Source organism: Pseudomonas sp. HS6 (assembly GCF_023375815.1).
Taxonomy (GTDB): domain Bacteria; phylum Pseudomonadota; class Gammaproteobacteria; order Pseudomonadales; family Pseudomonadaceae; genus Aquipseudomonas.
The window spans coordinates 5,918,915-5,942,812 of the sequence record NZ_CP067412.1 but is presented as its reverse complement, the minus strand read 5'-3'; the positions used below and the strand labels follow the sequence as shown (position 1 = coordinate 5,942,812).

Below are 23,898 nucleotides of genomic sequence, written 5' to 3'. Positions count from 1 at the left end.
GTACAGACAACACAGCCCACTTACTGCACCAACTGGTTGATCTCGATGATCGGCAACAGCACCGCCATCACGATCACCAGCACCACCGCGCCCATCACCACAATCATCAGCGGCTCCAGCAAGGCCGTCATGCCCATCGCTCGGCGCTCGATATCGCGGGACAGGGTTTGCGCCGCACGCTCGAGCATCGGCGGCAATGCACCGGTTTTCTCGCCGCTGGCGATCAGGTGAATCAGCACCGGCGGGAACACGTTCTCCACTTTCAGCGCTGCCGCGAGGTTCACACCCTCTCGCACCTTGGCGGTGGCCTCATTGACGCTCAGGCTCAAACGATCATTCGACAAGGTCTGCCGCGCCGCCTCCAACGCGCGCAGCAACGGCACCCCGGCACCGCCGAGAATCGCCAGCGTCGAGGCGAACCGGGCGGTGTTCAGCCCCAGCACAAACCGCCCGATCAGCGGCAACTTCAGCACCCGATGATGCCAGCTCAAACGTGCCGCCGGATTGCGCAGATACAGGCGCCAGCTCCAGAACGCACCGGCCATGACGCCCGCGCACAACCAGCCCCAGGCGCGGATGAAATCACTGGCATTGAGCATCGCCAGCGTCAGCCCCGGCAGATCCTGCCGCGCCTGGGAAAACGCACTGACCACCTGCGGCACCACGTAACTCAGCAGGAAAATCACAATACCGATCGACACCAATCCGACCACGCCCGGATAGATGAACGCGGTGAGAATCTTGCCGCGCAGGTTGTTACGTTCCTCGATGTAATCCGCCAGCCGTTCCATCACCTGCGCCAGATCGCCGGACTCCTCGCCCGCCGCAATCAGCGCCCGGTAGATTTCCGGAAAGTCCCGTGGCCGCGCCGCCAGTGCTTCAGCCAGGCGCATGCCGCTGCGCACATCGGCGCGCACGGCGCTGAGGGTGTGGGCGATGTGTTTTTTCTCGGCTTGTTCGACCGTGGCACTCAACGCGGCCTCAAGTGGCAGACTGGCCCCGAGCAAGCTCGACAGCTGCCGTGTGGCCCACGCCAGATCGTTATCCGACATCCTGGCGCTGAACATGCCACCGCCGCCGTGCTGGGAGACATTGCTCTCCTTCTCCACCGACAACGCCGTCAAGCCACGACCGCGCAACACGCCAAACGCGGCGCCCTGACTCTCCGCCTCCAGATGCCCGGATTCGATCTTGCCGCTGGCATCGGCGGCTTCAAAACGATAGCGATTCATCAGGCGTCCCGTGTCACACGAAGGATTTCTTCAGGGGCCGTGGCACCGCTGCGGATCCAGCGCTCGCCGTCTTCACGCAGGCTGAACATCCCGGCCTTGCTCGCCGCCGCACGCAAGGCCTGCTCCCCTGCCCCTTGGTGAATCAGGGTGCGGATGTCGTCGTCGATGCAGAACAATTCATGAATGCCGGTCCGGCCGCTGTAACCGGTGTGATTGCACGCCGCACAACCGACCGGGCGCCAGGTGCCGGGCGTCGCGGGGTCTTCCTGTTTGCACTGATTGCACAGCCGCCGCACCAAGCGCTGGGCCAAAACTCCCAACATCGACGAAGCCAACAGAAACGGCTCGACGCCCATGTCGATCAAGCGGTTGACCGCCGACACCGCATCGTTGGTGTGCAAAGTCGCCAGCACCAAGTGACCGGTCAACGAAGCCTGCACTGCGATCTGCGCGGTTTCGAGGTCGCGGATCTCGCCGATCATGATGATGTCCGGGTCCTGCCGCAAAATGGCGCGTAAAGCGAGGGCGAAGGTCATGTCGATCTTGGTGTTGACCTGAATCTGGCTGATGCCCGGCAGGTCGTATTCCACCGGATCTTCCACGGTGAGGATGTTGCTGGTGCTTGCATCCAGCCGCGCCAGCGCCGCATACAAACTGGTGGTTTTGCCGCTACCGGTCGGGCCGGTGACCAACACGATGCCGTGGGGCTGGCGGATCAGGTGATCGAGTTTGGCCAGCACCTGCGCGTCCATGCCCAGGGTTTCCAGATGCAAGCGTCCGGCCTGCTTGTCCAGCAGACGCATCACCACCCGCTCGCCATGACCGGTGGGCACGGTCGAGACACGAATGTCGATGGGCCGCCCGGCCACGCGCAATGCGATACGACCGTCCTGTGGCAGGCGTTTTTCGGCAATGTCGAGCTGCGCCATGATCTTGATCCGCGACACCAGCGCACCGTGCAAGGCCTTGCGTGGCGACACCACGTCGCGCAGGGTGCCGTCGACCCGATAGCGCACCACCGAGTGGGTTTCGAACGGTTCGATGTGAATGTCGCTGGCCTCGTCCCGTGCCGCTTGGGTGAGCAAGGCGTTGATCATGCGGATCACCGGCGCGCCGTCCTGGGTGTCGAGCAGGTCGGTGATTTCCGGCATGTCCTGCATCAGGCGGTCGAGGTCGACTTCGTTTTCCGCCGCCCCGACGACCGCCGCCGCACTGCCGGTGTCGGCGTAGGCCGTGGCGAGCAAGCCGTCGAGTTCGTCATCGCGCACCCGCTCAAGCCTGGCCGCGCCGAACTGCCTCCGCACCTCGCTGATCGACCAGCCCGGCGTCGACGGGCACACCGTCAGCACACCGTCGCGCAGCAAAATCCGCTGCGCCTTGGCCCAAGCGTAAGGCAATGCGCTCATTGCAGCGGCACCGCTTTGATGGTCGCGCGCGGGCCCGTCCCCGGCAGCGTCGCCGGCACGCCTTGCGCAGCCGTCGGCAATTGCGGCGCCTGCATGTCCGGCATCGCCCAGCTGCGTTCCGGTTGCAGCCCGCCTTGAGCGCGGCGCATAAAGTCGTAGCGATTGAGCGTGATGCTGCGCCCCGCCGCGCTGTCGCGAATGATGTACGGGCGCAGGAACACCATCAGGTTGGTCTTGGTGATCGAGCGGCGTTCGTTGCGAAACAGCGCGCCCAGCCCCGGAATGTTCGAGAGCCATGGCACCGCGTCATTGCTCTGGCTGTAGCCGTCCTGCAGCAGACCGCCGAGCACCATGATCTGCCCGTCGTCGAGCAGGATGCTGGTGTCGATCGCACGCTTGCTGGTGACGATCCCCGCCGAGGTGGAGGCCGCCGAAGCGCGCTCGTCGATGCTGCTGACTTCCTGATAGATGTCGAGCTTCACCGTACCACCCTCGGAAATCTGCGGACGCACGTTGAGCTTCAAACCGACCTCTTCGCGGGTCACGGTCTGGAACGGGTTGTTGCTGGTGCCTCCGCCGCCGGTGACGTAACTGCCGCTGACAAACGGGATGGTCTGGCCGACGAAAATGCTCGCCGCTTCGTTGTCCAGGGTCAGCAGGTTCGGCGTCGATAGCACGTTGGTGCCGCCCTTGCTCTTCAGGGCACGGGCCAGCACTTTCAGGTCAAGAATTTTGCCAATGCCAGGAATGTCGACCGTGCCGTTGACGTAGCCGAGGTTCAAACCTTTGGGCAACACGTCGACACTGGTCTTGCCGTTGACGTTGATCCCCGAGCCACCAAGGTTGGCGCCGCCGATCACGCCATTACCAGCCAGATTGCCGGTCTGCCATTGCACGCCGAATTCGCTGGCATCGTCCTCGCCGACTTCGACGATCAGGCTCTCGATCACTACTTGTGCGCGGCGCTGGTCGAGCAGGTCGATGACTTCGCGCAGGTTGCGGTACAGCGGTTCCGGCGCGGAAATCAGCAAGGTGTTGGTGGTGGCGTCTGCCTGAATGGTCACGCCACCAGCGCTGAAGGCGACGTTTTGTTCGCTGCTTTGCGCATTGCCGCTGCCGCTGGTGGCGCTGCTACCCTGAGCGTAGCCGCCGCCGGTGCTGCCGCTGTTGGTGGTCGAGGTGCTGCCGTTGGTTTGCGTACCGCTCTGGCCGTTCTGCCCGCCGCCCGAATTGGTCGAGCTGCCCATCGCACTAAGTACCGAACGTGCGCTGTCGCTGGTGCCGCTGTCGCTCTCACCGGTCAACAATCCGCGCAGCGCTTGCGCCAGTTTGCCGGCCTGTGCGTTGCGCAGATACACCACGTGCAGGTTGCTCGGGTTGCTTTGGGCGTTGTCGAGTTTGTAGATCAGGTTGCGCGCCAGCTCCGTGCGCTCCGGGCTGCCGGCGCGGATGATGATGGTGTTGGAGCGCGGGTCGCCGATCACCGCGATTTTCTGTGTCGGGTCGTTGCCCGGAGCGTCGAGCAGGTCAGCGACCATTGGTGCGATGTCGGCGGCGATGCCGTTCTGGATCTGCACCACGTCGGTGTCGATGGCGCTCGGCGTGTCGATGCCCTGAATCAGTTGCGCGACCCGCGTGAGGTTTTCGGCGTAATCGGTGACGACGATGGTGTTGTTGCCCGGATAGGCATTGATCGGATTGTTCGGCGACACGATCGGGCGCAGCACCGGGATCAGGTTCACTGCGTTCTCGTATTGCAGGCGGAACGTGCGGGTGAGCATGCCGTTGCCGGCCGGTTTGTCAGCGCTGTAAATCGGCCCGCCGAGCAACTTGGCGTCGGCCTCCGGCACCACCTGCGCCACGCCGCCCACGTCCACCACGCTGAAGCCCTGCATGCGCAGCGCCGCCAGCAGCATGTCGTAAGCCTGATGCGCCGGCACCTGGCCTTCGGAGACCAGCGTCAAATTACCCTTGACCCGAGGGTCGACCAGAAACTGCTGACCAGTGGAGCGCGACAACGCCCGGACCACCGCTTGAATATCGGCGTCGACAAAATTCAGCGTCACCGGTTGGTCGCCCAACGGATTGGCCGGCAACGTCGTGCCCCGCGCCGAACCGCCACTGCGGGCGCGTTCGGTGATGTTGTGCAACTGCTTCGGCGCGGGTCTGGCCTGGGCCTGCGCACGCTCGCGGTCGAGCACCGCGTCGCCACTGCGCTGGGTGTTGGCCAGCGGCCGGCCGAGTTCGCTGTCCACCAGCAGCGGCGGTTGATTGGGTGGTGTGGTGTTGCTGCACGCGCTCAATGCCATCAACAGCATCGGCAACGCCATGCGTTTGGACCCTGACCCCTTCATGAAGCTTCCTTAGCGCCCAGCGCCTGATCCATGCGTACGGTGCCCGACAGAGTGCCGGCGGTGTCATCGGTCGCCGCGTCGTCTGCGCGTTGCAGACGAGCCTCGACCACTTGCAGTGAAAAATTCCGGGGTTGGCTCAGCAGCCAGTCGAGCACGGCGTCGGCGGGTGCCGCGTCGAAGGTCAACTGCCAGCCGGCGGACGCGGCTGCCAGTTGGTAATGGCCGCCCAGTCCGCTGGCCTGCAAAGTCTGTTGCAGCGACTGCTCCAGGTTTTGCCCGTCCGGGCGCACGCTGACATCGCGCAGCAGCACTTCCAGCGCTTCGGCCTGGGCGCGCAATTTCGGGGTTTCGACTTGCGATGCGGCGATCTTCTTCAGCGGCGGCTGAATCAACGCCATCCACACAAACAGCCCCAGCAGCAGCGCCGCCATCCCTCCCACCATGCGTTTTTCCCGCAACGCCAACGGCTGCCAACGGGCCTGCAATTGAACGTTGAAGCGCTGCCAACCGGCGCGATACCTGGCCAGCACCGGGCTACTCATCTTCGGCTCCGCTGCTGTCGTCGTTGTCGTTGTCGTTGGCAGCCACTTCGCCTGCCGGGCGCAAGATCCAGCCATCGTCATCGGAGGTGACGCTAATGCCGGCCTGGGCCAGCGTCCCTTGCCAGTCCTTGTCGTTACCCGAGCGTCGGGCCTCAGGCAGCAGACTCAATCGCAACTCTTCGTCGACGAACGCCAGACGCTGCACCGTGCCCGCCATGGACGGCATGCCACTGCCGGCCTGCAACACCAGCCACGTGAAATCCTGCCCCGGCGCATCCGCCGCGCCTTGCTGGCGAGCCGCAATTTGCTGCCGCGCCTGTTGCAGCGGATTGAGGATCACCGGCAACTCGGGAAACGCCTGCTTCACCCGCTGCGCCATCTGCGCCTTGATCTGTTGCCCTGCCCCGGCCTCACGGGCCGCGTACAGGTTCAAACCGATCACCCACACCGCCAGAGCCAACGCACCCAGACCCAATGCCCGGCCCCAGCCGCGAGGCTCGGTGCCCGGCTGTTGAATGCCAGCGTGCAGCCCCCAGCCCGGCAAGGGCCCGGACCAGCGTTGTGAATCAGCCAGTGTCGATTGCACCGCGTCAGGCCCGCCTTCACCGATCCAGTGCGCAGGCAAGGCGATTTCCATCAGCCATGCTTCATCGATCAACGGTTGCACCTGCGCCGAGTCCGGCCCCTGGCGCAATAACAGATGATCGCCGTACAACCGTCCGACGCCGCCACTCATCACCGGCAAACTGTAGGCCGCCGGATACAGACCTTTAAGGTTCAAACCGACCTGGTGCAGCAACTGCCCGAGGTATTGCAAGTCCCGACGCGGCAGCCAGGCAAGCTGCACCTGCCCCGAGGCATCTCGTGGCCCATGGGCGACGTGCATCGAGCTGATGTCGCTGAGCATCAACGCCTGCGCGGCGCACTGCACGGCCGCTGCGGTTTTGCTGGTGGTCAGCGGCGGCAGGTTGATGCTCGCCAGCAAGCTGTCGGTCGGGTGCAGGAAACACACCAGCGGTTGCTTCGGCAGTTTGCGCAGCAGTTGACGATCCTCGCGCGTGATCTTGCCGTGGCGGTCCAGCCACGCGCAGTCCAGTTCGCTGTCGAGATCGAGTTCCGCCAGTGGCGGCAAATTTACGCGCACGTGGTTCATACGCCCACCCGCGACCAGATCACTTGTGGCAAACGGTCTTCACTGCGATGCAACAACGCATCGAGGCTGACCCGCCGCTGATCGAGCCGCGCCTGCCCGCGCAGACGGAACCAGTCGCTGGTAATGCCGACCTTGACGCTGGTGATCTCCAATTGCGGCAAGCGCAGGCGATTGACGAAATCCCCGCGGTTGATGAACCAGCGCCCGGCATCACGCTCATTGATCAGCGCCTGCGCCCGTTCAAGCGACAACCCCGGCACATAAGCCGCCAGCACCGGCGCGGTGGCGGTGTTGCCGTTGAGCCAGGTGGTCGCCGGAATCACCGTCAGGTACGGCGCCAGTTTCAGCAGCACAGCATCGTTGACCCCGTCGACGCTGCGCAGGTCTTCCAGATTACGCAGCATCGGCAGGGTTGGCGTTTGCGGTTTGCGCGAGGCACCTGGCGAGGTGCCGCGACCGCTGTCGAAGGAATTCTTTGCCACGGTTTTTTCCGTCAGTTGTGCATTTAACAGATGGGGGTAAGAGGCGATCACTCGTTGACTGATGCGCCGGCTCAACCCGCTGCTGACACCGATCAACTCGCACAAACGCTCGAACGCCTGCACCTGCGCATCATCGATCCGCTCGTTGGCCACCAGATTGCGCAGGTTGAACTTGCCCTGCTCGTCCTCCAGCCGCCCCTCGAAACCCTGAGCGTTCAACCGCTGCGCCCAAGGCTGATCGAGTCGGGTCAGCGGATCGCGCTGCCGCGCGTCCCACAACAATTGCCGGCTGATCTCCAACCCGCCGTGCAACACCCAACGGCCCTGCACACGCAATTGTTCGGCTTCCAGCGCACGGGTCGAAACGCTCTGGCGGGTCAGCATGCCGGCGGCGATCACCGCGACCACCGCCGCGATCAGCAGCGCACTGATGATCGCCATCCCCTGCTGGTTCGATTGGCTGTTCATGACCGGCCTTACAACTGCCAGGAACCGATGTCGGCATTCACGCCATCGCCGTCAGGCTGGCCGTCGGCGCCGAGGGAAAAGATGTCGATCTCGCCGTTGGCACCGGGATTGAGGTACTGATAAGGACGACCCCACGGGTCATTCGGCAGGCGCTCCAGGTACGAGCGCCAGTTGGTGTTCTTCGCATCGGCCGGCCGCTCCACCAGCACTTTCAGACCCTGGCTCTGATTCGGGTAAGTGCCGTGATCGAGGCGATACAACTTCAGCGCCTGCATCAACCCGCCAATGTCCTGCTTCGCCGCGGTGGCCCGCGCCTGATCCGGCCGGTCGAGCACCTTGGGCACCACCATCGCCGCCAGAATCCCGAGAATCACCACGACCACCATGATCTCGATCAGCGTGAAACCCTGCTGCCCACGGGGCATCCGGCTCGGTCGACTGGGCTGTTTGAATTGCGCGATATCCATCTCGTCATTCCCTGGCTTGATTCGATTCGACGCGCAGTGTTGCAAGAAGATATGTCAGGGATGTTGAAAATCCTCGGGTGTTTTCGTCGTCAAGCCGTCAAGCACGGGCGTTAGCGTCAAGGGCTGCCCGACCGCCCGAGACCCCGATGCGCACCCCCTCCCCGCAAGCCGGATTCACCCTGATTGAAGTGCTCGTCGCACTGGCGATCATCGCCGTCGCCATGTCCGCCGCCGTGCGCGTGGCGGGGTTGATGACGCAGAGCAGCGGGATTTTGCGGGATCGCTCGATTGCGATGATTGCGGCGCAGAGTCGGATAGCTGAACTTCGGTTGGAAGGGAGATTACCGATGGGGGTTAAGGCGATGGAGTGTGATCAAGGGAGGTTGTTGTTGCGGTGTGAGCAGGTGATTGGGGGGGTGGAGAATGGGCGGTTGCTCAAGGTTGGGGTGCAGGTGTTTGATCGTAGCCAGGAGGGGCCGGCGTTGGCGAGGCTGGAGACGTTGCTCAGCCGCCCCGAAAATCCCTAGCCCTCCCAAAACGTCGAATCGCTCGTATGCAAGCGAATCGACCGTGGGAAATTTCCGATACCAACTTGAAGATCCTCACCAACTCGCACACGCCGCGTTGAACCCATAATCAACTCGGTCGCCCAGGTCGATGTACAACGCCAGACACCTCCCTCGGCCCCCTCTCCCTCCGGGAGAGGGCTGGGGTGAGGGCAGGCTCTTGTTCCACCCGTTTTAACCGACGCCTCAAAACAATCCTAGATATTCCGCCCAACCATACAAAGCCATAATCCCCAGCAGAGAAAATGCATTCAATCGATATGGAATTTCGACCCACCGCCGCAAATTCAGCGGAAGGCTCCGGACATCTTCGAGGGCGTTCGGATTATCCAGCAACAGGAGCGAAGGACGTTTACGAAGCAAAGCAGTGATCACATTGAGTCTGTACCTGCGCGCCCAAAAACCGGAACGTCCCTTCTGCGGGCAGTTATGGAGCAGATAACAATTTTCAAGGTGCGACTCAATTTCGGAAAGCTTGAAATACCCGACATAGATCATCACCAGAACGTTGGTGATGATCAGCACCAGTAAAGCAATGCCAGTGGCGGCGAACAGAAGTTTGATTTCAGTCATGGGGAGAGGCTTCGTAAACCACTTCACCGAGGGATTGTTTTTCTCTTTGCCCCATTACAAAAAACCTCTGTATTTCCCGTAATGCCAAAGCACCGCAGTCCCGCCGCATACAAAATAGCCGACATGAAATGGACGCGTCGCCCAGAACCTGAGTCCTCTGGGAAGGCGTTCAACGGCGTCGATCAGCAACGGTTCCTGCCGTTGGATACTCTTGGAGGTAATCAACCGGCTGACCTCTGCCATTCGAAGAGTTCTCCAGTGAAAACTCCCACCTGAAGAACGCCAGTCCGTGATCAGGTATAGCCAATCGTCAAAGTGGTTTTCCAGCGCTTCGAGTTTTGTATAAACGGCGTAGAAAATCATTGCGCAGTTGATTATGCCCAGCAGGATCAGCGCTCCACAGGCCCAAGCGAATGCTGATTGGGTGATTTCCATTATTCAGAATACTCATAGAGTTCTTGGCCGATTGACTCCCCTAGCTCGGTCGTCCTTGTTCCTGTCTCAACGGAACCAGCCGCACCGACCACAAGCACACACACCAGTTTTCCCACTCCCTTCAACTTCGCGCAAACCGCCGAACCTACCTTCCCTCCAAGAGTTCCACCAGCAATCGCTCCAATAGTCCCGCCCACCATTTTCCCTCCCTCGACAAACCTCACTTGCCTGCATTCCGACTCGCGGTCGGACGCGCATACCTCGTAGATTTTTGAGCTGGATGCGCCCAGTTGCAGACCTATGCCGAGATAACCACCTCCCTTCATGAACTTCGCTGCTCTGGCAACGCCCGCAATGTTGGTTGCATATCCGGGTAGTTGTGCCGGTGCGCCTGCCTTGCCCCATCGGTGAACAATTCGGCGGCTGGACAATCCCAGTGCACGTTTGAGTTTTGGATGATCCGGCAGACCGGTGCCTTTGCGTACCAGCGGCCCAAGGCTGGCATCCAGTTTCGCCATCAGACGCTTGCGTTTGGCAAAGAACTCCGGAGCATGCAGATGACGATGTTGGGTGTATTGCTGCTGATGCAGTTGCTCCAGCTCTTTGAGGGTGTTTTTCAATCCTTCCAGATGATGGCCGATCATGAATGACGCCACGCCTAATGTGCCCGCCGACACCTCCAGAAACGGCTCAATAACCTCATGATGCTCAACCATGAACGAAGCCTCTTCATCCGAGAGATCTTTCAGCGCCTCGTTCACCTTCTCCGCAGCGGCCATCATCTGTGCTTCTTCGCGCCGGCACGTGTAGTTGCGAGAGTCGCTGAACAAGACCATTTGCCCAGGTTTGACCTGCTCACCGAGATGTCGATTGAGAGAACGGAATTCGCGACGCAGTGAGTCGCCGGGCCTGACTTCGTACAACTCCCGTTCAAGCGCTTCGAGCGTCATGGGTTTCTGAACAATGTGAAAACCCGATTCAGCGGGTTGCGGCAAGGTGTAGGCGTGTTCCTCCACCAGGTGTTGTGCGGGAGGTGGCTCGGGTTTGGGGTTGAAGGCGTTCCAGGAGGCGCCGCCGTTGTCTGTAGCCATGCGTGGCTTCACCAATGCCCACTCACCGTTACGCACAGCATCGATGAGTTTTCGCTCATTCGCGCCTTGCATGTAGTTCGAACGATGCAGGCCCATGGCGTTTAACAGGTCGTCGAATCCGGGCAGTTCGTCCGGGCGATTCAATGCCTGTCGGAAGTCTTCCATGGCCTGGTAGGAATCGAGGATCTGGTCGCGCTGGCCATGGAGTTCGCTTTGAGGGATAAGTCTGGTCACGTCCGTGTCCCGTTCTGAAAACGAGGGACTTTGGGGAACGGAATCAGGTTTGAATGCAGGATGGATCGGTGTTCTTTGTAGGGAAAATCCGGATTTCTGGCTTGCGGACTCCGGGGTCAAATCATCAGTGTTTTATGGCGGCTGTACGTGGCGGATCGACGAACAGCGAGATTGGCGATCACTCACTAACGGTCAACCCCAACATTGTCAGATTTGTGAGCGCACCTTTTGCCTCAGGCAACCTGCACGAAGCATGGGTGAGCGACTCAAAGACATGACGGTTACGCGATGGACCGATGAATGTCCGGATGTGCCTTCGGAGCCAGATAGCAGCGGCGCGGGTTAAGAAACAAAGGGGACCGAATGAAATAATTCAATCCCCTTTCCCCCGCTAAATCCCCGTGGGAGCGAGCTTGCTCGCGAAGGCGCCAGAATTGACACCCGTTTTAATTAGCAGGTGATCCCGAGATCTGCCTCACTCCGGCAATTGCAAATTATCCAACGCCCGATTCACCGCCAACTCCCCGAGCATGATCAACTGCGCAATCCCCACCAACGCCCGACGCTGCGAAGCCGGCACCAGACTGGCGATGTTTTGGGCAATGGTTTGGGCCGAAGCGAGAGTTTCACTGGCATCAATCAGCAGTTCTTCGTTTTTGTTGTCCGCAGTCACGGCATACATCCCGCGGGTTCTACGTGGGGGCGGCGTGGAGCCGGGCGGACAGAGATAATGGTCGAGCGCGCGGTCGGCGGCTTCGTGGAGTTTTCTGGAATCTATGGATTCGTAGGGGGAAACCGATTCGGTTTCGGGCGGGGTGGGTGTTGGTTTGATCATGGTGAAGCTCCTTGATGACCGGAGCCGCCACCGTTCGCGGTCAAACAAACAGGGTGGCAGCTGTACGCGGGTTGACCGACCGGACATCAAGGAATCCGGCACACCCGAAGGTGTCCCACGCACAGCCACCGCGACATGATTTCAGACAATGCCTGAACACGTGCAGAACGCTGGTGCGCCTTGATGTTGGGCGGACGGTCAAATCCGATCACTGATTCGTCAGCGACCGCACCACAATAGAACCCGTCCCCAAGGCGCACAAGCCGGCGGATTCTGGCGTAGCTGTAGGCAACGGCGCAAGGATATGTAGCCTGAGAGAGTGTCTGGAGATGTCTTTTTAAACGTTGGTGCTTATCGGAATTCTCATTGCGTCTCGGACCCCACGACAGATCCGTCCCCTTGCCCCAACAAACGTAAGCGTCCGGCGAACACATCCCTCTGAAGCTGATATGGAGCCGTCGCCTCCATTGAACCGAAGCAGGAGTGGTTATGCGGAATCTGTTCTCTGCATAATGACTGACCGACCATGTTTAGGGTGCTTGTTATGCCAGCCTCCGTTGATCAAAACTCCGCTGTCGTTTTATGCGCAGCTTCCAATAACGACCTGGAAAATCTGGTAGCCATCAGAATTGAGGCCATGCGCGAGAGCCTTGAACGGCTTGGACGATTTAACCCAGATCGTGCGCGCGAACGATTTGTTGCTGGGTTCGACGTTAACAGCACTCGCCGCATAGAAGTATCAGGTGATCTGGTCGGTTTTGTCGTAATCAAAGACCACCAGAGCGAGCTTTTGCTTGACCACTTGTATGTGATGCCCAGTGCTCAAGGAGCAGGAATCGGCTCTGAAGTTCTTACTCAGATTTTCAGAGAGGCTGATGAGATCGGGCGCCCCATCAAGGTCGGTGCTCTCCAGGAAAGCGCTTCAAATCGTTTTTACACTCGCCATGGCTTCGTGTTCGTCGAAAGCGGTGAATTCGATAATTATTATGTCCGGGCTAACGGTGATGCCGTTGATTTGGGCGACTAAGCAGATCTTGATGCGGCGCCCCGTCAGAAACAAAGGAAACAAAGGGGGCTGATCTATTTTCTGGAAAATAAATCTGTCCCCTTCTTTCACGGTCCCCTTCTTTCAATTGCGATGATTGCGGCGCAGAGTCGGATGGCGGAGTTGCGGCTGGAGGGAAGATTGCCGATGGGGTTAAGGCGATGGAGTGTGATCAAGGGAGGTTGTTGTTGCGGTGTGAGCAGGTGATTGGGGGGGGGTGGAGAATGGGCGGTTGCTCAAGGTTGGGGTGCAAGTCTTTGATCGGAGTCAGGTGCGACCTCCTCTGGCTCGGATTGAAACGTTGCTCAGCCGCCCGGAAAACCCCTAGCCCTGGCCCGCTCAAAAACGTCAGGCACGATGTATGAGGAACAGATCGGGATCCTTGAGAACCTCGTGCCTCAAATCTCCCGATCTTTCCGTTGAATCTATTTTCTACTGTTGAACCACTGAAAATTTTCTGGTAGCTGACACAGCTCCGTCATCTGAGGCCGTAATCGAGTGTGCACCCAGAGCAAGTCCACCTAAGACCAGTAACCAACTGCCTGCTGCGTCAGCATGGGCAGTGCCTTTCGAAACTGTTCCATCGAGCACTTCAACTTTCTTCGTTGGTTCAGCACGACCTGCGACTGTCACAGTGGTATCAGGGGTCACTCCGCCTTGAGGCACTTCACCACCCTTGGAATCCCTGATAGAAAGGATCAGGGGTACGATGGCATTGGACTTTGCTGTAGACATGTCAGTAACTCCGTTTCGTGGGATTGGTTTGACGGAGTGATTCAATCAAGGACCGCAGGAAGCGTCACCTGTCAGATCTGACAGGTATTCGGATGTTTACGACCAACGGTCATTTCTCTTGTATTTGTTTTTCGCCCTGTTCAATCACTGACGGCCCCCTATACCGCAAGAACGGACGCTGTGCCGACAGTTTGTTTAACCGATTTTTTCAATGCTGTTTAAAGACACTCAGCGTTACTTCCTCAAGGCTACAACGCCTTGCGTCATTGCCTACGACTACGCCAGAATCCGCCGGCTTGTGCGTCCAGGGTGCGGGTTTTATCGTTTCCGGGTCACTGAAAAAAACAGTGATCGGGTTTGGTAGCCCGGCTTACCTGTCGCATCGCAACTCCAGTTTGCAGGGACTCTTTCGTCCTCTGTTTTATGGTGGCCATGCGTAGGGCGTCTTCGGACGCGCCGGGTATCCAGGTGACCGGTCTACCAACCTCCGTATGGCCACCACCCTCGTTTGGTAGCGAGGCTGATGGCTCCACTTTTTCACCCTGGAGTTACATCTATGATCAAGCCAACACCAAATCCACCAGAAACCGACCCAGCTTCCCCCTACCAATCCCCCAACTCCCGAACCCTCAACGAAGCCGCCGAACGCGCCCTCGACCACTACCTCACCCCACAACAACGCATCATGGGCAGCCACCACAAACACGACCCCATGTTCCTGGCCAACCCCGCCTACAACAGCGAATCGCTCCTGGCCAACGCCAGCGAATCCCTGGATTCCGCCAGCGAAATGCTCAGCAACTTCGCCGCGATCCTGGAACCAGCGCACCGCAAGACTGCACTGGGGATTGCGCAGGTGGTTATGGTTGCAGGGTTGGCAGTGAATCAGGCGTTGGATCATGTTGAGGTGAACACGTAAGCGGCTGATTGCTGTCGCTCAATGGCCGGAAAGAAAATGGCCGAGGTTGCCAGGTGAAACTGACGACCTCGGCCAAATGAGCATTTCTATTTTTTGCCGCACATCTCGACGTCTGGGGCGTCGGCGTCTTGATGTGCGCGATGCCATCAGCATCGGTGACGCCTTTGGTCTCGACGCCATTGACCGTCGCAACGTAGTCACGAAACGCCAACGGCTTACCCGTCTCACTGTCGGTAACACTGAACGACTGCCCGAATCGTTTCTGAATGGCGAGAGGTAAAGGAGGAATGAAAGGTGCCGGGGTATGCGAATCCCCGATGATGACAGTCCCCGAACCACCAATGACAACGTCGCCGTGTGAACCTGTGGTATCGATCAGCGCAGCATTCTTGCCGTTGATGAACACTGTGGCGGAAACACCTGACACCAGGGCACTTCCACAGGTACAGGAATCTCCTTTACGGGCGGCAGCGAGGCCGTCGAAGAACACGTCGGGGGATCCTGAGGCGATGGCCTTCGGACCATGCCCGGGCATTGGGCAGGAGGTTGGATCAGTAATGCGTGCGGCAGGTTTTGCCATGTGCTTGACTTCCTGTCAGCGGATTGAACGAGTGCGGACTCTATCAGAAAGCCGCTTGAACGTTGACCTGAGGGCTGCTCCCAATCTGTATTCAAAACGGAATAAGCCAAGTGAGTGGCCATGTGCTACTTTTTCAGAGCTTCTCATCACCGTTCTTTACAGGAGTTTCTATGTTTACTGATATCAAGCCAGGCCCAAAGCCAAAGCGTGAAGATGGCAAGGAAGACCGTAGGCGGCATGTGAATCCACCCAACGATAAAAAACACCCGACTTTGCCTATCCACAAGCATAAGCCCGGAGACTAATTGCAGGCTGACCGCCTATTTAATCGACATTTGTCGTCGGAACGGATTCATTTTCCAAACATGGATCTGTTCCCTTGTTGGATTATCAGACGCTGGACTGCATAGGAAGAGAGCAGTGATGGGCATAGTCATCAAATATCAAGATGGTTCCGGTCAGATTACGGAGCGGGAAATCTCGGACCTACGTTTGGAAAACGAGAACAATATTGATGCGTTTTGCCATACTCGGGAGGAGCGTCGGACGTTCAATCTAGATCGGATAATGCATGCAGTCATTCCTGAGACAGGCGAGTTGTTGAATCCGTATCAACTCGTACCTTTGATGCGTGATCCAGAATCACTGGATTCTCTAACCTGGGAAGCCCGCCATGCCATCAAAGCATTAAAATTCTTCAGCCTTACTACTCGCGGATTCGGCAAGCGTGAACGCAAACACGTAGAGACCTTTGTCAAATCTTTGGTCAACAGCCAGTCACATTCTGATGAAGATATCAGCGAATGGGTCTACGGGCTTTGGTGCGCTGACATATACAACTATCGCGACGGCAACATTGACGAATACAAAGGCTTGCTAGAGCAGATCCCAAATTCGCTACTTGATATGTGTCGGGCATACGCTATAAGAATCGTGATTGGCTCAGCTAGAAATACAGAAAACACCACTTGGATACAAAGAGTTGATGAGGAGTTCGCCCCTCAGCCAACAGTGCGAACGTTTATTAGACCCGACGGGGACCACTGACTCTCAAAAAAAATTCGAAGAATTGTGACGGATTGTTTTTGTTGGAAATAACCCTCCCCATTTTTTAAGGGATAATAAAATGAAAACAATTATAGCCCTTCTCACGCTAATTTTTCTTATAAGTGGCTGCAAAGATGACCAGAAACTCGAGACAGCAAAACAAGAAATAAAACAGTCACAAGAGAAAATCCTAGAATTAGAAAAAAGCCTAGAGACTCTAACCAAGGCTATTAACAATGACAGAGACTCATATGAATGGGATAAGCTAGTCAGCACCTTTGATCGGGTGGCATATCTCACACCGGGTTCTGACGGTTATAGAACTGTTCGCTTCGACCTAGGTGTTCTTACCGCAAGCCTGATTGATATCAAACCTTACGCAAACGGAACAAAAGTGACCCTTGAATTTGGAAATACGCTTTCAGCCACTATTTCCGGCTTAAAAGCGACCATCGACTGGGGAAAGGTCAATGAAAAAGGATCTCCAATGAACGAACAGGCTAAATCCAAAGAAATCACCTTCAATGAAGCGCTATTGCCTGGCGCGTGGACAAAAGTCTCAGTAGTTCTAGATGGGGTTCCCGCTAGTGAGTTTGGGTTCATTCGCGTGAAAGACATCCATCATTCGGGAATAAGACTATTAAAAAAATAGCTGCATAAAAGGGCGATTTATTACATGAAATAAATCGCACCATGCTCTTTAAGAGCAGGATTATTTTCCAAACCCTTTTCGAGCAGTTTCTTTTTTATCAAAAAAGTACTGAACCTTTTCAAAAGAACCGCTACATATACTTACACTTTCTTCCCAGCTATAATATTCGGACTTAATATTTGAACTCCGCCATATTGCCGTTAAATAGTCACGAAACTTACCAGCCCTATTAAATCGCACAGAAAGATCAGTATTGCGAATCGCCGCCGCTATCTCCTGCCTGACTTCTCGATCAAATATAGGAGTATCGAATAACATCGCATCCAGATACGCAAAATCTGCTGACCAGTACTGAATATGGTAAACCCCCGTTGCCGTAACCCGGAAAGAGTCTGGCATTTGTCCGATAAGCCCTGTTATATCTTCCTCAAACGTTATCCTTTCAGAGGCCTTAATAAGTTTTTTATTGGTCAACTTTCTGAGCTTTATTTCTATTTGCGACTTGGAAAAACCAAGACCTTGAATCTTATCAAACAAAGCATCCGCTCTAACAAAGCCCTCGGCATTTTTCAATGTATCAGCATTATCTAATAGCGAAATAATTATTGACGCCAAAAAATGCTCACGAGAGTCTGCTGCGCTCACATCAAACAAATTAAATGCCATCGAGCGCTCTGGATAATAGGTGACATACTCCCCATAAATAATGGTTTTAGCAAAATCATGAACCGGGATTTTGTACTTCTCACCCAAAATCATTTCTTTAATTATTCTTTCCGAGTCGGCATTGGCGCTACCGATATAATTCACAACTAGCTCAACAGCGGTCCTGACGTTTCCGTTTGAAATATTATCAATGAGAGTTATAAGTTCATCAGTCTGATTTAATGTAAAGAGGATCGCCTCAAGAAAATGTGCTAGAGAGCTCATACCCAGTCTGGAGCTACGAAGCTGTTCAATTGGGGTTTTACCACTTGCCATACTCAAAGCGAACCCAAGCCGCTTCTCCAGAACCAAATCAATTCTAGGGGGGGATATAGTAAAAGCTTTGGTTGGGTAGGCCGCCAACGCCCCGGACCTTTTAGATTGATAAAACGTATGTGGTCTAACTGTAATAAATACGACCGCGCCCCATCCAGATGCTATTTCTTCTGAGATTACAAACGCTTCTTGCTGTACGGAAAGACTACGCTGATCCGCATTATCTATCGCTATAACAACCTGCTTGTGCCTTGCTTTGGATATATGATCAATCGACCGCCTTAAATGTTCAGGCTTATTCTTTGTCTTCTCTCTCAGATGTTCTTTCAACGCTTTCTTATAAGCAGGAGGATCAGTTTCCTCCAAGTCGCCATCCAACCCCCGTCTAAATCGAGCGACTTCCGAATGGTAGACTCCAAATATAAAACCGGACTCATAAAGATCAACTTCATGTTTGTCATGCAACTGAGCTTCCGTTTCATCTATAACGAAATCTCTAATATTGTCGTAGAAGTTAGCCTGCCTACCTAAATCGATATAGATAAACAAAGCGTTCTCGAACTCTTCTTTCGCTGAAACATTTATCAAGTTTTTAATGAATGACGTCTTACCAACTCCAACATCACCAATGAGTACTATGGGTCTTTTACTTGTAGTTAAAGCAACCACTTCATCTGACAGCTTTGAAACTTTTTTCCTATCACCTTTTACAGGTTGCAATGTAGGATTTGAATCTCCTGGAGAAAACAATGCAGCATATCGATAGCTAAGTATTTTCTTGCTTAGAAGCGAGTATTGTGACAAGGCACCGGCCTCGCAATAGCACTGCTCGTAAAAGGTTTTTTCTATAGACTTATCTCCAAGCACATCCTCAAGTACTATATCTGAAATTATTTTCAAACTAGCCTGAAAGTCACTCCTCTCTTTCAGGTCTGGATAAGTGGGAAGTGAGGAGCTTAGTTTTGTCGGAGTGCTTATGCTTCCACCCGAATTCAGATACGCCATCAATCTATTTTCTTCAATTGCAACCTTGCTTAACAAGCTATGTACAAGAGGAAAATCTTTAATCAGCTGATTGAAACTGGATATGACAAAACACTTGCCATCCAAAGGTTCTATACCATCCTGGCGACTACCAACAAACGCGATCACTTGCTCACCATTTGTAATAGCTGCGTATGTTACACCTCTATTTGCGCAGTATTCCTGAACTTGCTTTAGTGCCTCCTCATTGGTTTTTGAAAGCTTTTTTATTTGCTTTAAACTATGTATATGCTTGTGGTTACCAGCAGGTATTTCAAAATGCTTTGACTGTCTCTTTGCTTCATAAATCATCTTGCGTGGTGTGCCCAGCTCATAATCCGTATAGTCCGGACCATTTGGCTGCTCAACTTTTATCTCTAGATGATCCCACCCCATGCAGCGCTCTAGAAAATGGTCAACCAGGTCGAATCGAGTTTGCGCTTCATTGCGATCACAAGACTCCTTTTGAGACAGCTCGAGCAAATCAAGTGCTGCTTGATAACAAGTTTCGTAGTCCATTATTCTGCCCGCCTTCTGCGTCAGTATTTTGTTTTATTTTTATTTATGACCTAAGAACACTAGCCATACAATGCATTTATTTAAAATAATATAATCGAATGCGCTATCAAGATCGATATTTTAAACCTACAAGGGGTCACTTCCTGCCTAAACTAGCTGATTTTTTTCCAAGAGCTTTTCCATGCGTTTGGCCGTGATGACCATACTCATACCTAATACAACCCAAGAATCCTTCATACCGATCCCTCACCAGTCAAACATCAACAGAAGACTAGCCGCACATATGGTAAAAGGCTATCACACCTTGATAAGTGAAGTATTGGGTCCACACATCCATACGTGCTTTGGGCTGAAATTAACCATAAATCGTCTTTTCTTGAGCCCTATCTTGCTGTCCAAAGACGCCTGTACTGCTATCCGAGAAGGCACTCCCTCGACCGGAAACCTCAGGCGACCTTTCCTAAAGAATCACGGCCTAACCAACCTAGGCATCTCCACCCCCTCCCCCAACTTCTCCACCTCCAACCGCACCCTCTCCCCCCCCTGCTCAATCACCACCCCATCCCCCTCCACCGCCACCAACCTCACCCCAGGACTCACCCGCTCCCCCTGCAAAAAACTCCTCGGCGGCCCATCGTTCAAACTCAAAATCGCCACCGCCCCGCGACTCCCCGCCATCACGCCGCTGACCTTGATCTCCACCGGCGCCGTGCGGTTGGAAAACCACTGCAACGCGGGGTTGTCGCTACGTGCAGCGAGCAGTTGTGGCGTGGCGGCCGGGGTGTGGGATTCGGCGGTGGTCAGGAGCAGGGATGACCAGGTGGCGATGCCGACCAGGGCGGCCAGCAGTGCGGCGGCCTGGATGATTTGGGGGGGTGAAAAGCGTGCGGTGAATCTCATGGGCTGAATCTCCTTTTAGTCCCGGTGACCAGACTACGCGGCAATTCTCACGGTTTTATTTCACACGCCTTACATGTTGGCCGTGCAGGATGGTTTTTTGGGACGGGCTGGACGCAAGGGAGTGCGCATTCGATGAACCGGTGCAGGCAGCAGGGTTTTACGCTGATCGAGTTGATGGTGGTGCTGGTGATCATCGGGATCGCCAGTGCGGTGATCAGTTTGAGTATCAAGCCCGATCCGTTGCAGTTGTTGCGCAAGGACGCCGAGCGCGTGGCGCAGTTGCTGCAGATTGCTCAGGCTGAGGCCCGCGCCGATGGCCGGCCGATTGCGTGGTTGAGCGATGGCAAGGGGTTTCGGTTCAGTCGGCGTAGTGACAGTGGCAAGGGTTTTGATCATTTCGATCGGGACCCGCAGTTGCGGCCGCGTCCCTGGCAGAGTCCGAAGCTGGAGGTGCGGGTCGAGCCGAAGCAGAAGGTGGTGCTGAACGCGGAGTGGATCAATCCGCCGCTGCAGTTGACTCTGTCTGACGGGCTCAATCGGTTGAGCGTGCTGCGCGATGCTTCGGGCCGGATTAGCGTGCAATGAACAGACAACAAGGTTTTACGCTGATCGAGGTGATGGTCGCGATTCTGTTGATGGCGGTGGTCAGCTTGATTGCCTGGAAGGGGCTGGACAGTGTCACGCGCGCCGACAGCCATTTGCAGGCCAGCGGTGAGCAGAGCGACAGCCTGTTGCGGGCGTTGAATCAGATGCAGCGGGATGTGGAGATGCGCGCCGGGATCGAGCTGACGGAGCCGAAGAAGGTCGGCACCGAGGACGAACCGGTGACGGCCCCGCCTGCCGTTACGGTGCGCAGCAGTGACAGCAAGGGGTTTCGGCTGGACATTATTCGTAGCGCGGCGGATCAGCCGGGGGCTTTGCAGCGGGTGCGCTGGTGGCTCAAGGGGGACACGTTGTATCGCGCGGTGGCGCCGGCGCGGAGTCGGTATCCGTTGCCTGCGCCGACGGCGGGGGTGGCGGTGTTGGGTGAGGTGAGTGATTTGCAGGTGCGGGTCTGGGAGGCGGACAAGGGGTGGCGGCAGTTGAGCGGGAATCGGCGGGAGGATCCGTTGGGGTTGGAGGTGCGGCTGACTCAGCAGACACCGCAAGGGCCGGAGAAGTATCGGCAGGTGATGGGGCCGTTGCAGTAAGTCCAGTCACCTCTAATCCTGTGGGAGCGGGCTTGCCCGCGATGGGGCCTGCACATCCAACATCTCATTGCCTGACATACCGCCATCGCTGGCAAGCCCGCTCCCACAGGGTTTGGGGTGTTTGTGGGGGTTGTGTTGGGTTAGCTGAGGACGACTACGCCGCCTGGGAGTTCGGTGCATTTGACGCCGTAGGCATCACGGATCAGTGCACCTACGCCGGCCAGTTGATCGAGGGAGAACCGTGCTTGTACGCGGCGCTGGCCGAGATCGCGATTCAGCAGCAGCAACATCCCCGGGCGATAGCGGTTGATCTCGTCGATCATCTGACTCAGCGTCGCGCCGTTGAATACCAGCACCTGCTGACGCCAGTTCATCACCGCCGCCGTGTCGACGCTTTGCACGGTGCCGACCTGTTGCGCGTCGTAGGTCAATTGCTGGCCCGGCTCAAGGCGCAGGCTGCGGCCTTCGACTTCCACTTCTACTGCGCCATCGAGGCACGTCACGCACACCTGTTGATCGAGGTTGCGCAGGTTGAACCGCGCCTTGCTCGCCCGCAACCAGCCGCCACCGGCCTGCATCGCCATCGGCAGGCGTGCGGTCTGCACTTCGACTTCGCCGCTGACCAGTTCAAAGCCTTGCACGCCCTCATCCACCGAACGCTGGTTGATGCGGGTCTGGGTATTCAGTTCCAGGCTCAAGCCATCGGCCGGTTCGACGCGACGTTGCTGGCCGACTTCGGTGATGTAATCGGCGCCAAGCCCGGAGAACCCGCCCGGTATCGTGCCGCGTACCAGCAGAAACGCCGCCGACGCGGCAATCGCCCCGCCGAGAAAGGCCCGGCGTCCAAACCGTCGTGGCGCCTGCGTCGCTTCCGCCGCCGGTTGCAGCAGGTGCCACAGGGCCTTGCACTCTTCGAAGGCGCGGGCGTGTTCGGGGCTTTGCGCGCACCACTGGCGCAGCGCTCGGGCGTCGGCGACCGTGGCGCGGCCGGAGGTCAGCAGGATCAGCCAGTCGCGGGCTTCGCTTTGCAGACGCTCGGCAGGCGTGGGCTCGGCAGGTGTCAGACGGAAGATGTTCAAAACGCACAGGTACTCGACGGGTTGATCGGGACACTCAATCGGAGCTTCATTCACTAGACGGTTTTCCGGCCCCGCGACCGAACCGCTGAAACACTTTTCTTTCCAGTTTGGCCGCGCAGTGTCCGAGGGCAGCCTTGATTTCCTTCTCTACCATGCGTGTGGAGATGCCGAAACGCTGGGAGATTTCCAGGTGCGGCGCTTCTTCCAGCCGTGCGGCGATGAAGATCCGGCGGCGCCGGGCCGGCAGCTCGTAGAGGGCGCTGAGCAGGGACTGGATTTCCTTTTGGCCGCCAACCACGCGCATCGGGTCCAGCGCTTCGTCGCTGACTTGCAGCAGTTCTTCGACTTCGCTACCGGTGAGCAGTCGCGCATCAGCCTGGCGGCGGTCGGCGGCGATGTTCAGGGCCATGCGATAGAGGTAGGCGTTGGGCCGCAGCAGGTTCGGCGGCGCTTCCATGCGGTCGACCCGCAGATAGGTTTCGTGCAGCACGTCGTTGGCCAGGTCCTCCGAGCCGAGACGGCGTCGCAGGCGCACCCGAAAGTCCTCGTAGGACGTCAGGAACAGCTGGACCATCGAACTTTGTCCGGCGTCTTTCATCCCCCGGAAACTCCTTCCCATTCTGTGCATTCCATGCGCTTTCCTGAAGATTCGGGTAACAACAGCAAGGTGACTGGCTGGCGCAATGCGCCGGGTGTCGGCCGGTCGATTTTCAGCGTGTGAAAACTGTCTACCAGCGCTGCATCGCGCCGAACATCGCCGGTCGAGGTGACCAACCGGTTGTGCTGCACCACGCCGTCGCGGCCGATCCACAACTGCAACACGGCGCGAAAACTACCGGGCCGGGTCAGCGGCGAGCGGCACAGGTTGCGTTCAATCGCGGCCTGCACCGCCGTGGCGTAACTGCGGTTGACGGCTGCGCTGGCGGGGGTCGGTTTCTCCGCCGGCATTGGCACTTCCTCGACTTGCGCCACTTGCAAGGTGAACGCGTCGTCGCGGCTGTACTTGGCCATCAAGCCGCTGCCGCCGAGCATCCGGCGCAATGCTTCGGCGGCGGTGAATTCACCGTCCACCGCCAGGGAACGCCGACCGCGACTCAGTTGGCTGTCGACCAGCACCGCCATGCCGGTGGCGCGGCTGAACTGATCGAGGGCTCGGGCCAGTTCCTGGGCCGGGATGTGCAGCGTCATGCGCATCGATGCCGGCACCGGATCGGCGCTGGCGCGGCTCAGAAACAAGCCAAGCAACAGCCCCAGACAGAGCTGGCGCACGAGCGCTGAGCGCACAACATCCTCCCTGGCACGGCCTCGCTGCACGGCTGATGTATTCCTGAAAACCGTCATCCTGAGGGCTGTTTATGAATCTGGTGTGACGGCCACTGCAAAAAAACCA

Annotated in this window: 24 protein-coding genes and 2 pseudogenes; 8 read left to right on the top strand and 18 right to left on the bottom strand. The window is 57.1% G+C overall.

Annotation, left to right across the window (positions count from 1 at the left end):
- Positions 1 to 20 precede the first annotated feature (20 nt).
- The 7 genes from gspF to gspG are packed head-to-tail and all read right to left on the bottom strand — an operon-like array spanning position 21 to position 8,104.
- A complete protein-coding gene (gene gspF, locus JJN09_RS26985) occupies positions 21 to 1,232 on the bottom strand; it encodes a type II secretion system inner membrane protein GspF (protein ID WP_249484494.1) in 1,212 nt (403 codons plus the stop codon).
- On the bottom strand, positions 1,232 to 2,638 hold the full coding sequence (gene gspE / locus JJN09_RS26980; RefSeq protein ID WP_249484493.1) for a type II secretion system ATPase GspE: 1,407 nt from the start codon (positions 2,636 to 2,638) through the stop codon (positions 1,232 to 1,234). The genes gspF and gspE overlap by 1 nt, the downstream gene beginning before the upstream one ends.
- Positions 2,635 to 4,992 carry a type II secretion system secretin GspD gene (gspD, locus tag JJN09_RS26975; protein WP_249484492.1) on the bottom strand — a complete coding sequence of 786 codons (2,358 nt, stop codon included), beginning with the start codon at positions 4,990 to 4,992 and terminating at the stop codon, positions 2,635 to 2,637. The genes gspE and gspD overlap by 4 nt, the downstream gene beginning before the upstream one ends.
- Complete coding sequence (gspM, locus tag JJN09_RS26970; protein WP_249484490.1) at positions 4,989 to 5,534, bottom strand: type II secretion system protein GspM; 546 nt, start codon at positions 5,532 to 5,534, stop codon at positions 4,989 to 4,991. The genes gspD and gspM overlap by 4 nt, the downstream gene beginning before the upstream one ends.
- Positions 5,527 to 6,687 (bottom strand): type II secretion system protein GspL, encoded by a 1,161-nt coding sequence (gene gspL / locus JJN09_RS26965; protein WP_249484489.1) that lies wholly within the window; start codon positions 6,685 to 6,687, stop codon positions 5,527 to 5,529. Before gspL ends, gspM begins: the two co-directional genes overlap by 8 nt.
- Entirely contained in the window at positions 6,684 to 7,637 is a 954-nt protein-coding gene (gene gspK, locus JJN09_RS26960; RefSeq protein WP_249484488.1) for a type II secretion system minor pseudopilin GspK, read from the bottom strand. The genes gspL and gspK overlap by 4 nt, the downstream gene beginning before the upstream one ends.
- A gap of 8 nt (positions 7,638 to 7,645) precedes the next feature.
- The gene (gene gspG, locus JJN09_RS26955; RefSeq protein ID WP_249484487.1) at positions 7,646 to 8,104 is read right to left on the bottom strand and encodes a type II secretion system major pseudopilin GspG; all 459 of its coding nucleotides are present in this window, start codon (positions 8,102 to 8,104) and stop codon (positions 7,646 to 7,648) included.
- Between the two features lie 146 nt (positions 8,105 to 8,250).
- Between gspG and gspI the strand changes: the two genes are divergently transcribed.
- On the top strand, positions 8,251 to 8,631 hold the full coding sequence (gene gspI / locus JJN09_RS26950) for a type II secretion system minor pseudopilin GspI (protein WP_249484486.1): 381 nt from the start codon (positions 8,251 to 8,253) through the stop codon (positions 8,629 to 8,631).
- Between the two features lie 225 nt (positions 8,632 to 8,856).
- Here gspI and JJN09_RS26945 read toward each other — a convergent pair whose 3' ends face one another.
- The 4 genes from JJN09_RS26945 to JJN09_RS26930 form a co-directional block, all read right to left on the bottom strand.
- Positions 8,857 to 9,243 carry a hypothetical protein gene (locus tag JJN09_RS26945; RefSeq protein WP_249484485.1) on the bottom strand — a complete coding sequence of 129 codons (387 nt, stop codon included), beginning with the start codon at positions 9,241 to 9,243 and terminating at the stop codon, positions 8,857 to 8,859.
- A gap of 54 nt (positions 9,244 to 9,297) precedes the next feature.
- Entirely contained in the window at positions 9,298 to 9,678 is a 381-nt protein-coding gene (locus JJN09_RS26940; protein ID WP_249484484.1) for a hypothetical protein, read from the bottom strand.
- Complete coding sequence (locus tag JJN09_RS26935; protein WP_249484483.1) at positions 9,678 to 11,003, bottom strand: hypothetical protein; 1,326 nt, start codon at positions 11,001 to 11,003, stop codon at positions 9,678 to 9,680. Before JJN09_RS26935 ends, JJN09_RS26940 begins: the two co-directional genes overlap by 1 nt.
- A 475-nt stretch (positions 11,004 to 11,478) precedes the next feature.
- Positions 11,479 to 11,838 carry a hypothetical protein gene (locus JJN09_RS26930; RefSeq protein WP_249484482.1) on the bottom strand — a complete coding sequence of 120 codons (360 nt, stop codon included), beginning with the start codon at positions 11,836 to 11,838 and terminating at the stop codon, positions 11,479 to 11,481.
- A gap of 544 nt (positions 11,839 to 12,382) precedes the next feature.
- Here JJN09_RS26930 and JJN09_RS26925 point away from each other — a divergent pair.
- Together JJN09_RS26925 and JJN09_RS26920 are read left to right on the top strand one after the other, a co-directional pair.
- The gene (locus JJN09_RS26925; RefSeq protein WP_249484481.1) at positions 12,383 to 12,865 is read left to right on the top strand and encodes a GNAT family N-acetyltransferase; all 483 of its coding nucleotides are present in this window, start codon (positions 12,383 to 12,385) and stop codon (positions 12,863 to 12,865) included.
- A 102-nt stretch (positions 12,866 to 12,967) separates the two neighbouring features.
- Positions 12,968 to 13,211, top strand: a pseudogene (locus JJN09_RS26920) (type II secretion system protein GspI); the annotation flags it as partial.
- A 104-nt stretch (positions 13,212 to 13,315) separates the two neighbouring features.
- On the opposite strand, the gene JJN09_RS26915 reads toward JJN09_RS26920, so the two are convergent.
- Complete coding sequence (locus JJN09_RS26915; protein ID WP_249484480.1) at positions 13,316 to 13,618, bottom strand: hypothetical protein; 303 nt, start codon at positions 13,616 to 13,618, stop codon at positions 13,316 to 13,318.
- 556 nt (positions 13,619 to 14,174) lie between these two features.
- Here JJN09_RS26915 and JJN09_RS26910 point away from each other — a divergent pair.
- Positions 14,175 to 14,537 (top strand): hypothetical protein, encoded by a 363-nt coding sequence (locus JJN09_RS26910; protein WP_249484478.1) that lies wholly within the window; start codon positions 14,175 to 14,177, stop codon positions 14,535 to 14,537.
- Positions 14,538 to 14,658: 121 nt separating this feature from the next.
- On the opposite strand, the pseudogene JJN09_RS26905 reads toward JJN09_RS26910, so the two are convergent.
- Positions 14,659 to 15,117 (bottom strand): annotated as a pseudogene (locus JJN09_RS26905) (PAAR domain-containing protein); the annotation flags it as partial.
- A gap of 423 nt (positions 15,118 to 15,540) precedes the next feature.
- On the opposite strand from JJN09_RS26905, the gene JJN09_RS26900 reads away from it, so the two are divergent.
- Together JJN09_RS26900 and JJN09_RS26895 are read left to right on the top strand one after the other, a co-directional pair.
- Entirely contained in the window at positions 15,541 to 16,164 is a 624-nt protein-coding gene (locus tag JJN09_RS26900) for a hypothetical protein (protein ID WP_249484475.1), read from the top strand.
- Positions 16,165 to 16,243: 79 nt separating this feature from the next.
- Entirely contained in the window at positions 16,244 to 16,816 is a 573-nt protein-coding gene (locus JJN09_RS26895; RefSeq protein ID WP_249484474.1) for a DUF3251 domain-containing protein, read from the top strand.
- Between the two features lie 60 nt (positions 16,817 to 16,876).
- On the opposite strand, the gene JJN09_RS26890 is transcribed toward JJN09_RS26895, so the two are convergent.
- Positions 16,877 to 19,339 carry an AAA family ATPase gene (locus JJN09_RS26890; RefSeq protein ID WP_249484473.1) on the bottom strand — a complete coding sequence of 821 codons (2,463 nt, stop codon included), beginning with the start codon at positions 19,337 to 19,339 and terminating at the stop codon, positions 16,877 to 16,879.
- A gap of 468 nt (positions 19,340 to 19,807) precedes the next feature.
- Positions 19,808 to 20,239, bottom strand: a complete 432-nt coding sequence (locus JJN09_RS26885) for a type II secretion system protein N (RefSeq protein ID WP_249484471.1) — start codon at positions 20,237 to 20,239, stop codon at positions 19,808 to 19,810.
- 132 nt (positions 20,240 to 20,371) lie between these two features.
- Between JJN09_RS26885 and gspH the strand changes: the two genes are divergently transcribed.
- Together gspH and JJN09_RS26875 are read left to right on the top strand one after the other, a co-directional pair.
- The gene (gene gspH, locus JJN09_RS26880; protein ID WP_249484470.1) at positions 20,372 to 20,824 is read left to right on the top strand and encodes a type II secretion system minor pseudopilin GspH; all 453 of its coding nucleotides are present in this window, start codon (positions 20,372 to 20,374) and stop codon (positions 20,822 to 20,824) included.
- Positions 20,821 to 21,429, top strand: a complete 609-nt coding sequence (locus JJN09_RS26875) for a prepilin-type N-terminal cleavage/methylation domain-containing protein (RefSeq protein WP_249484468.1) — start codon at positions 20,821 to 20,823, stop codon at positions 21,427 to 21,429. Before gspH ends, JJN09_RS26875 begins: the two co-directional genes overlap by 4 nt.
- A 140-nt stretch (positions 21,430 to 21,569) precedes the next feature.
- Here JJN09_RS26875 and JJN09_RS26870 read toward each other — a convergent pair whose 3' ends face one another.
- From JJN09_RS26870 to JJN09_RS26860, 3 genes are read right to left on the bottom strand one after another with little or no spacing between them, the layout of a single operon-like run.
- Positions 21,570 to 22,508: a FecR family protein gene (locus JJN09_RS26870; RefSeq protein WP_249490859.1), complete on the bottom strand. Its 939-nt coding sequence runs from the start codon at positions 22,506 to 22,508 to the stop codon at positions 21,570 to 21,572.
- 46 nt (positions 22,509 to 22,554) lie between these two features.
- Positions 22,555 to 23,106 carry an RNA polymerase sigma factor gene (locus JJN09_RS26865; protein WP_011334580.1) on the bottom strand — a complete coding sequence of 184 codons (552 nt, stop codon included), beginning with the start codon at positions 23,104 to 23,106 and terminating at the stop codon, positions 22,555 to 22,557.
- Positions 23,103 to 23,822, bottom strand: a complete 720-nt coding sequence (locus tag JJN09_RS26860; protein WP_249484466.1) for an STN domain-containing protein — start codon at positions 23,820 to 23,822, stop codon at positions 23,103 to 23,105. Before JJN09_RS26860 ends, JJN09_RS26865 begins: the two co-directional genes overlap by 4 nt.
- Positions 23,823 to 23,898 lie beyond the last annotated feature (76 nt).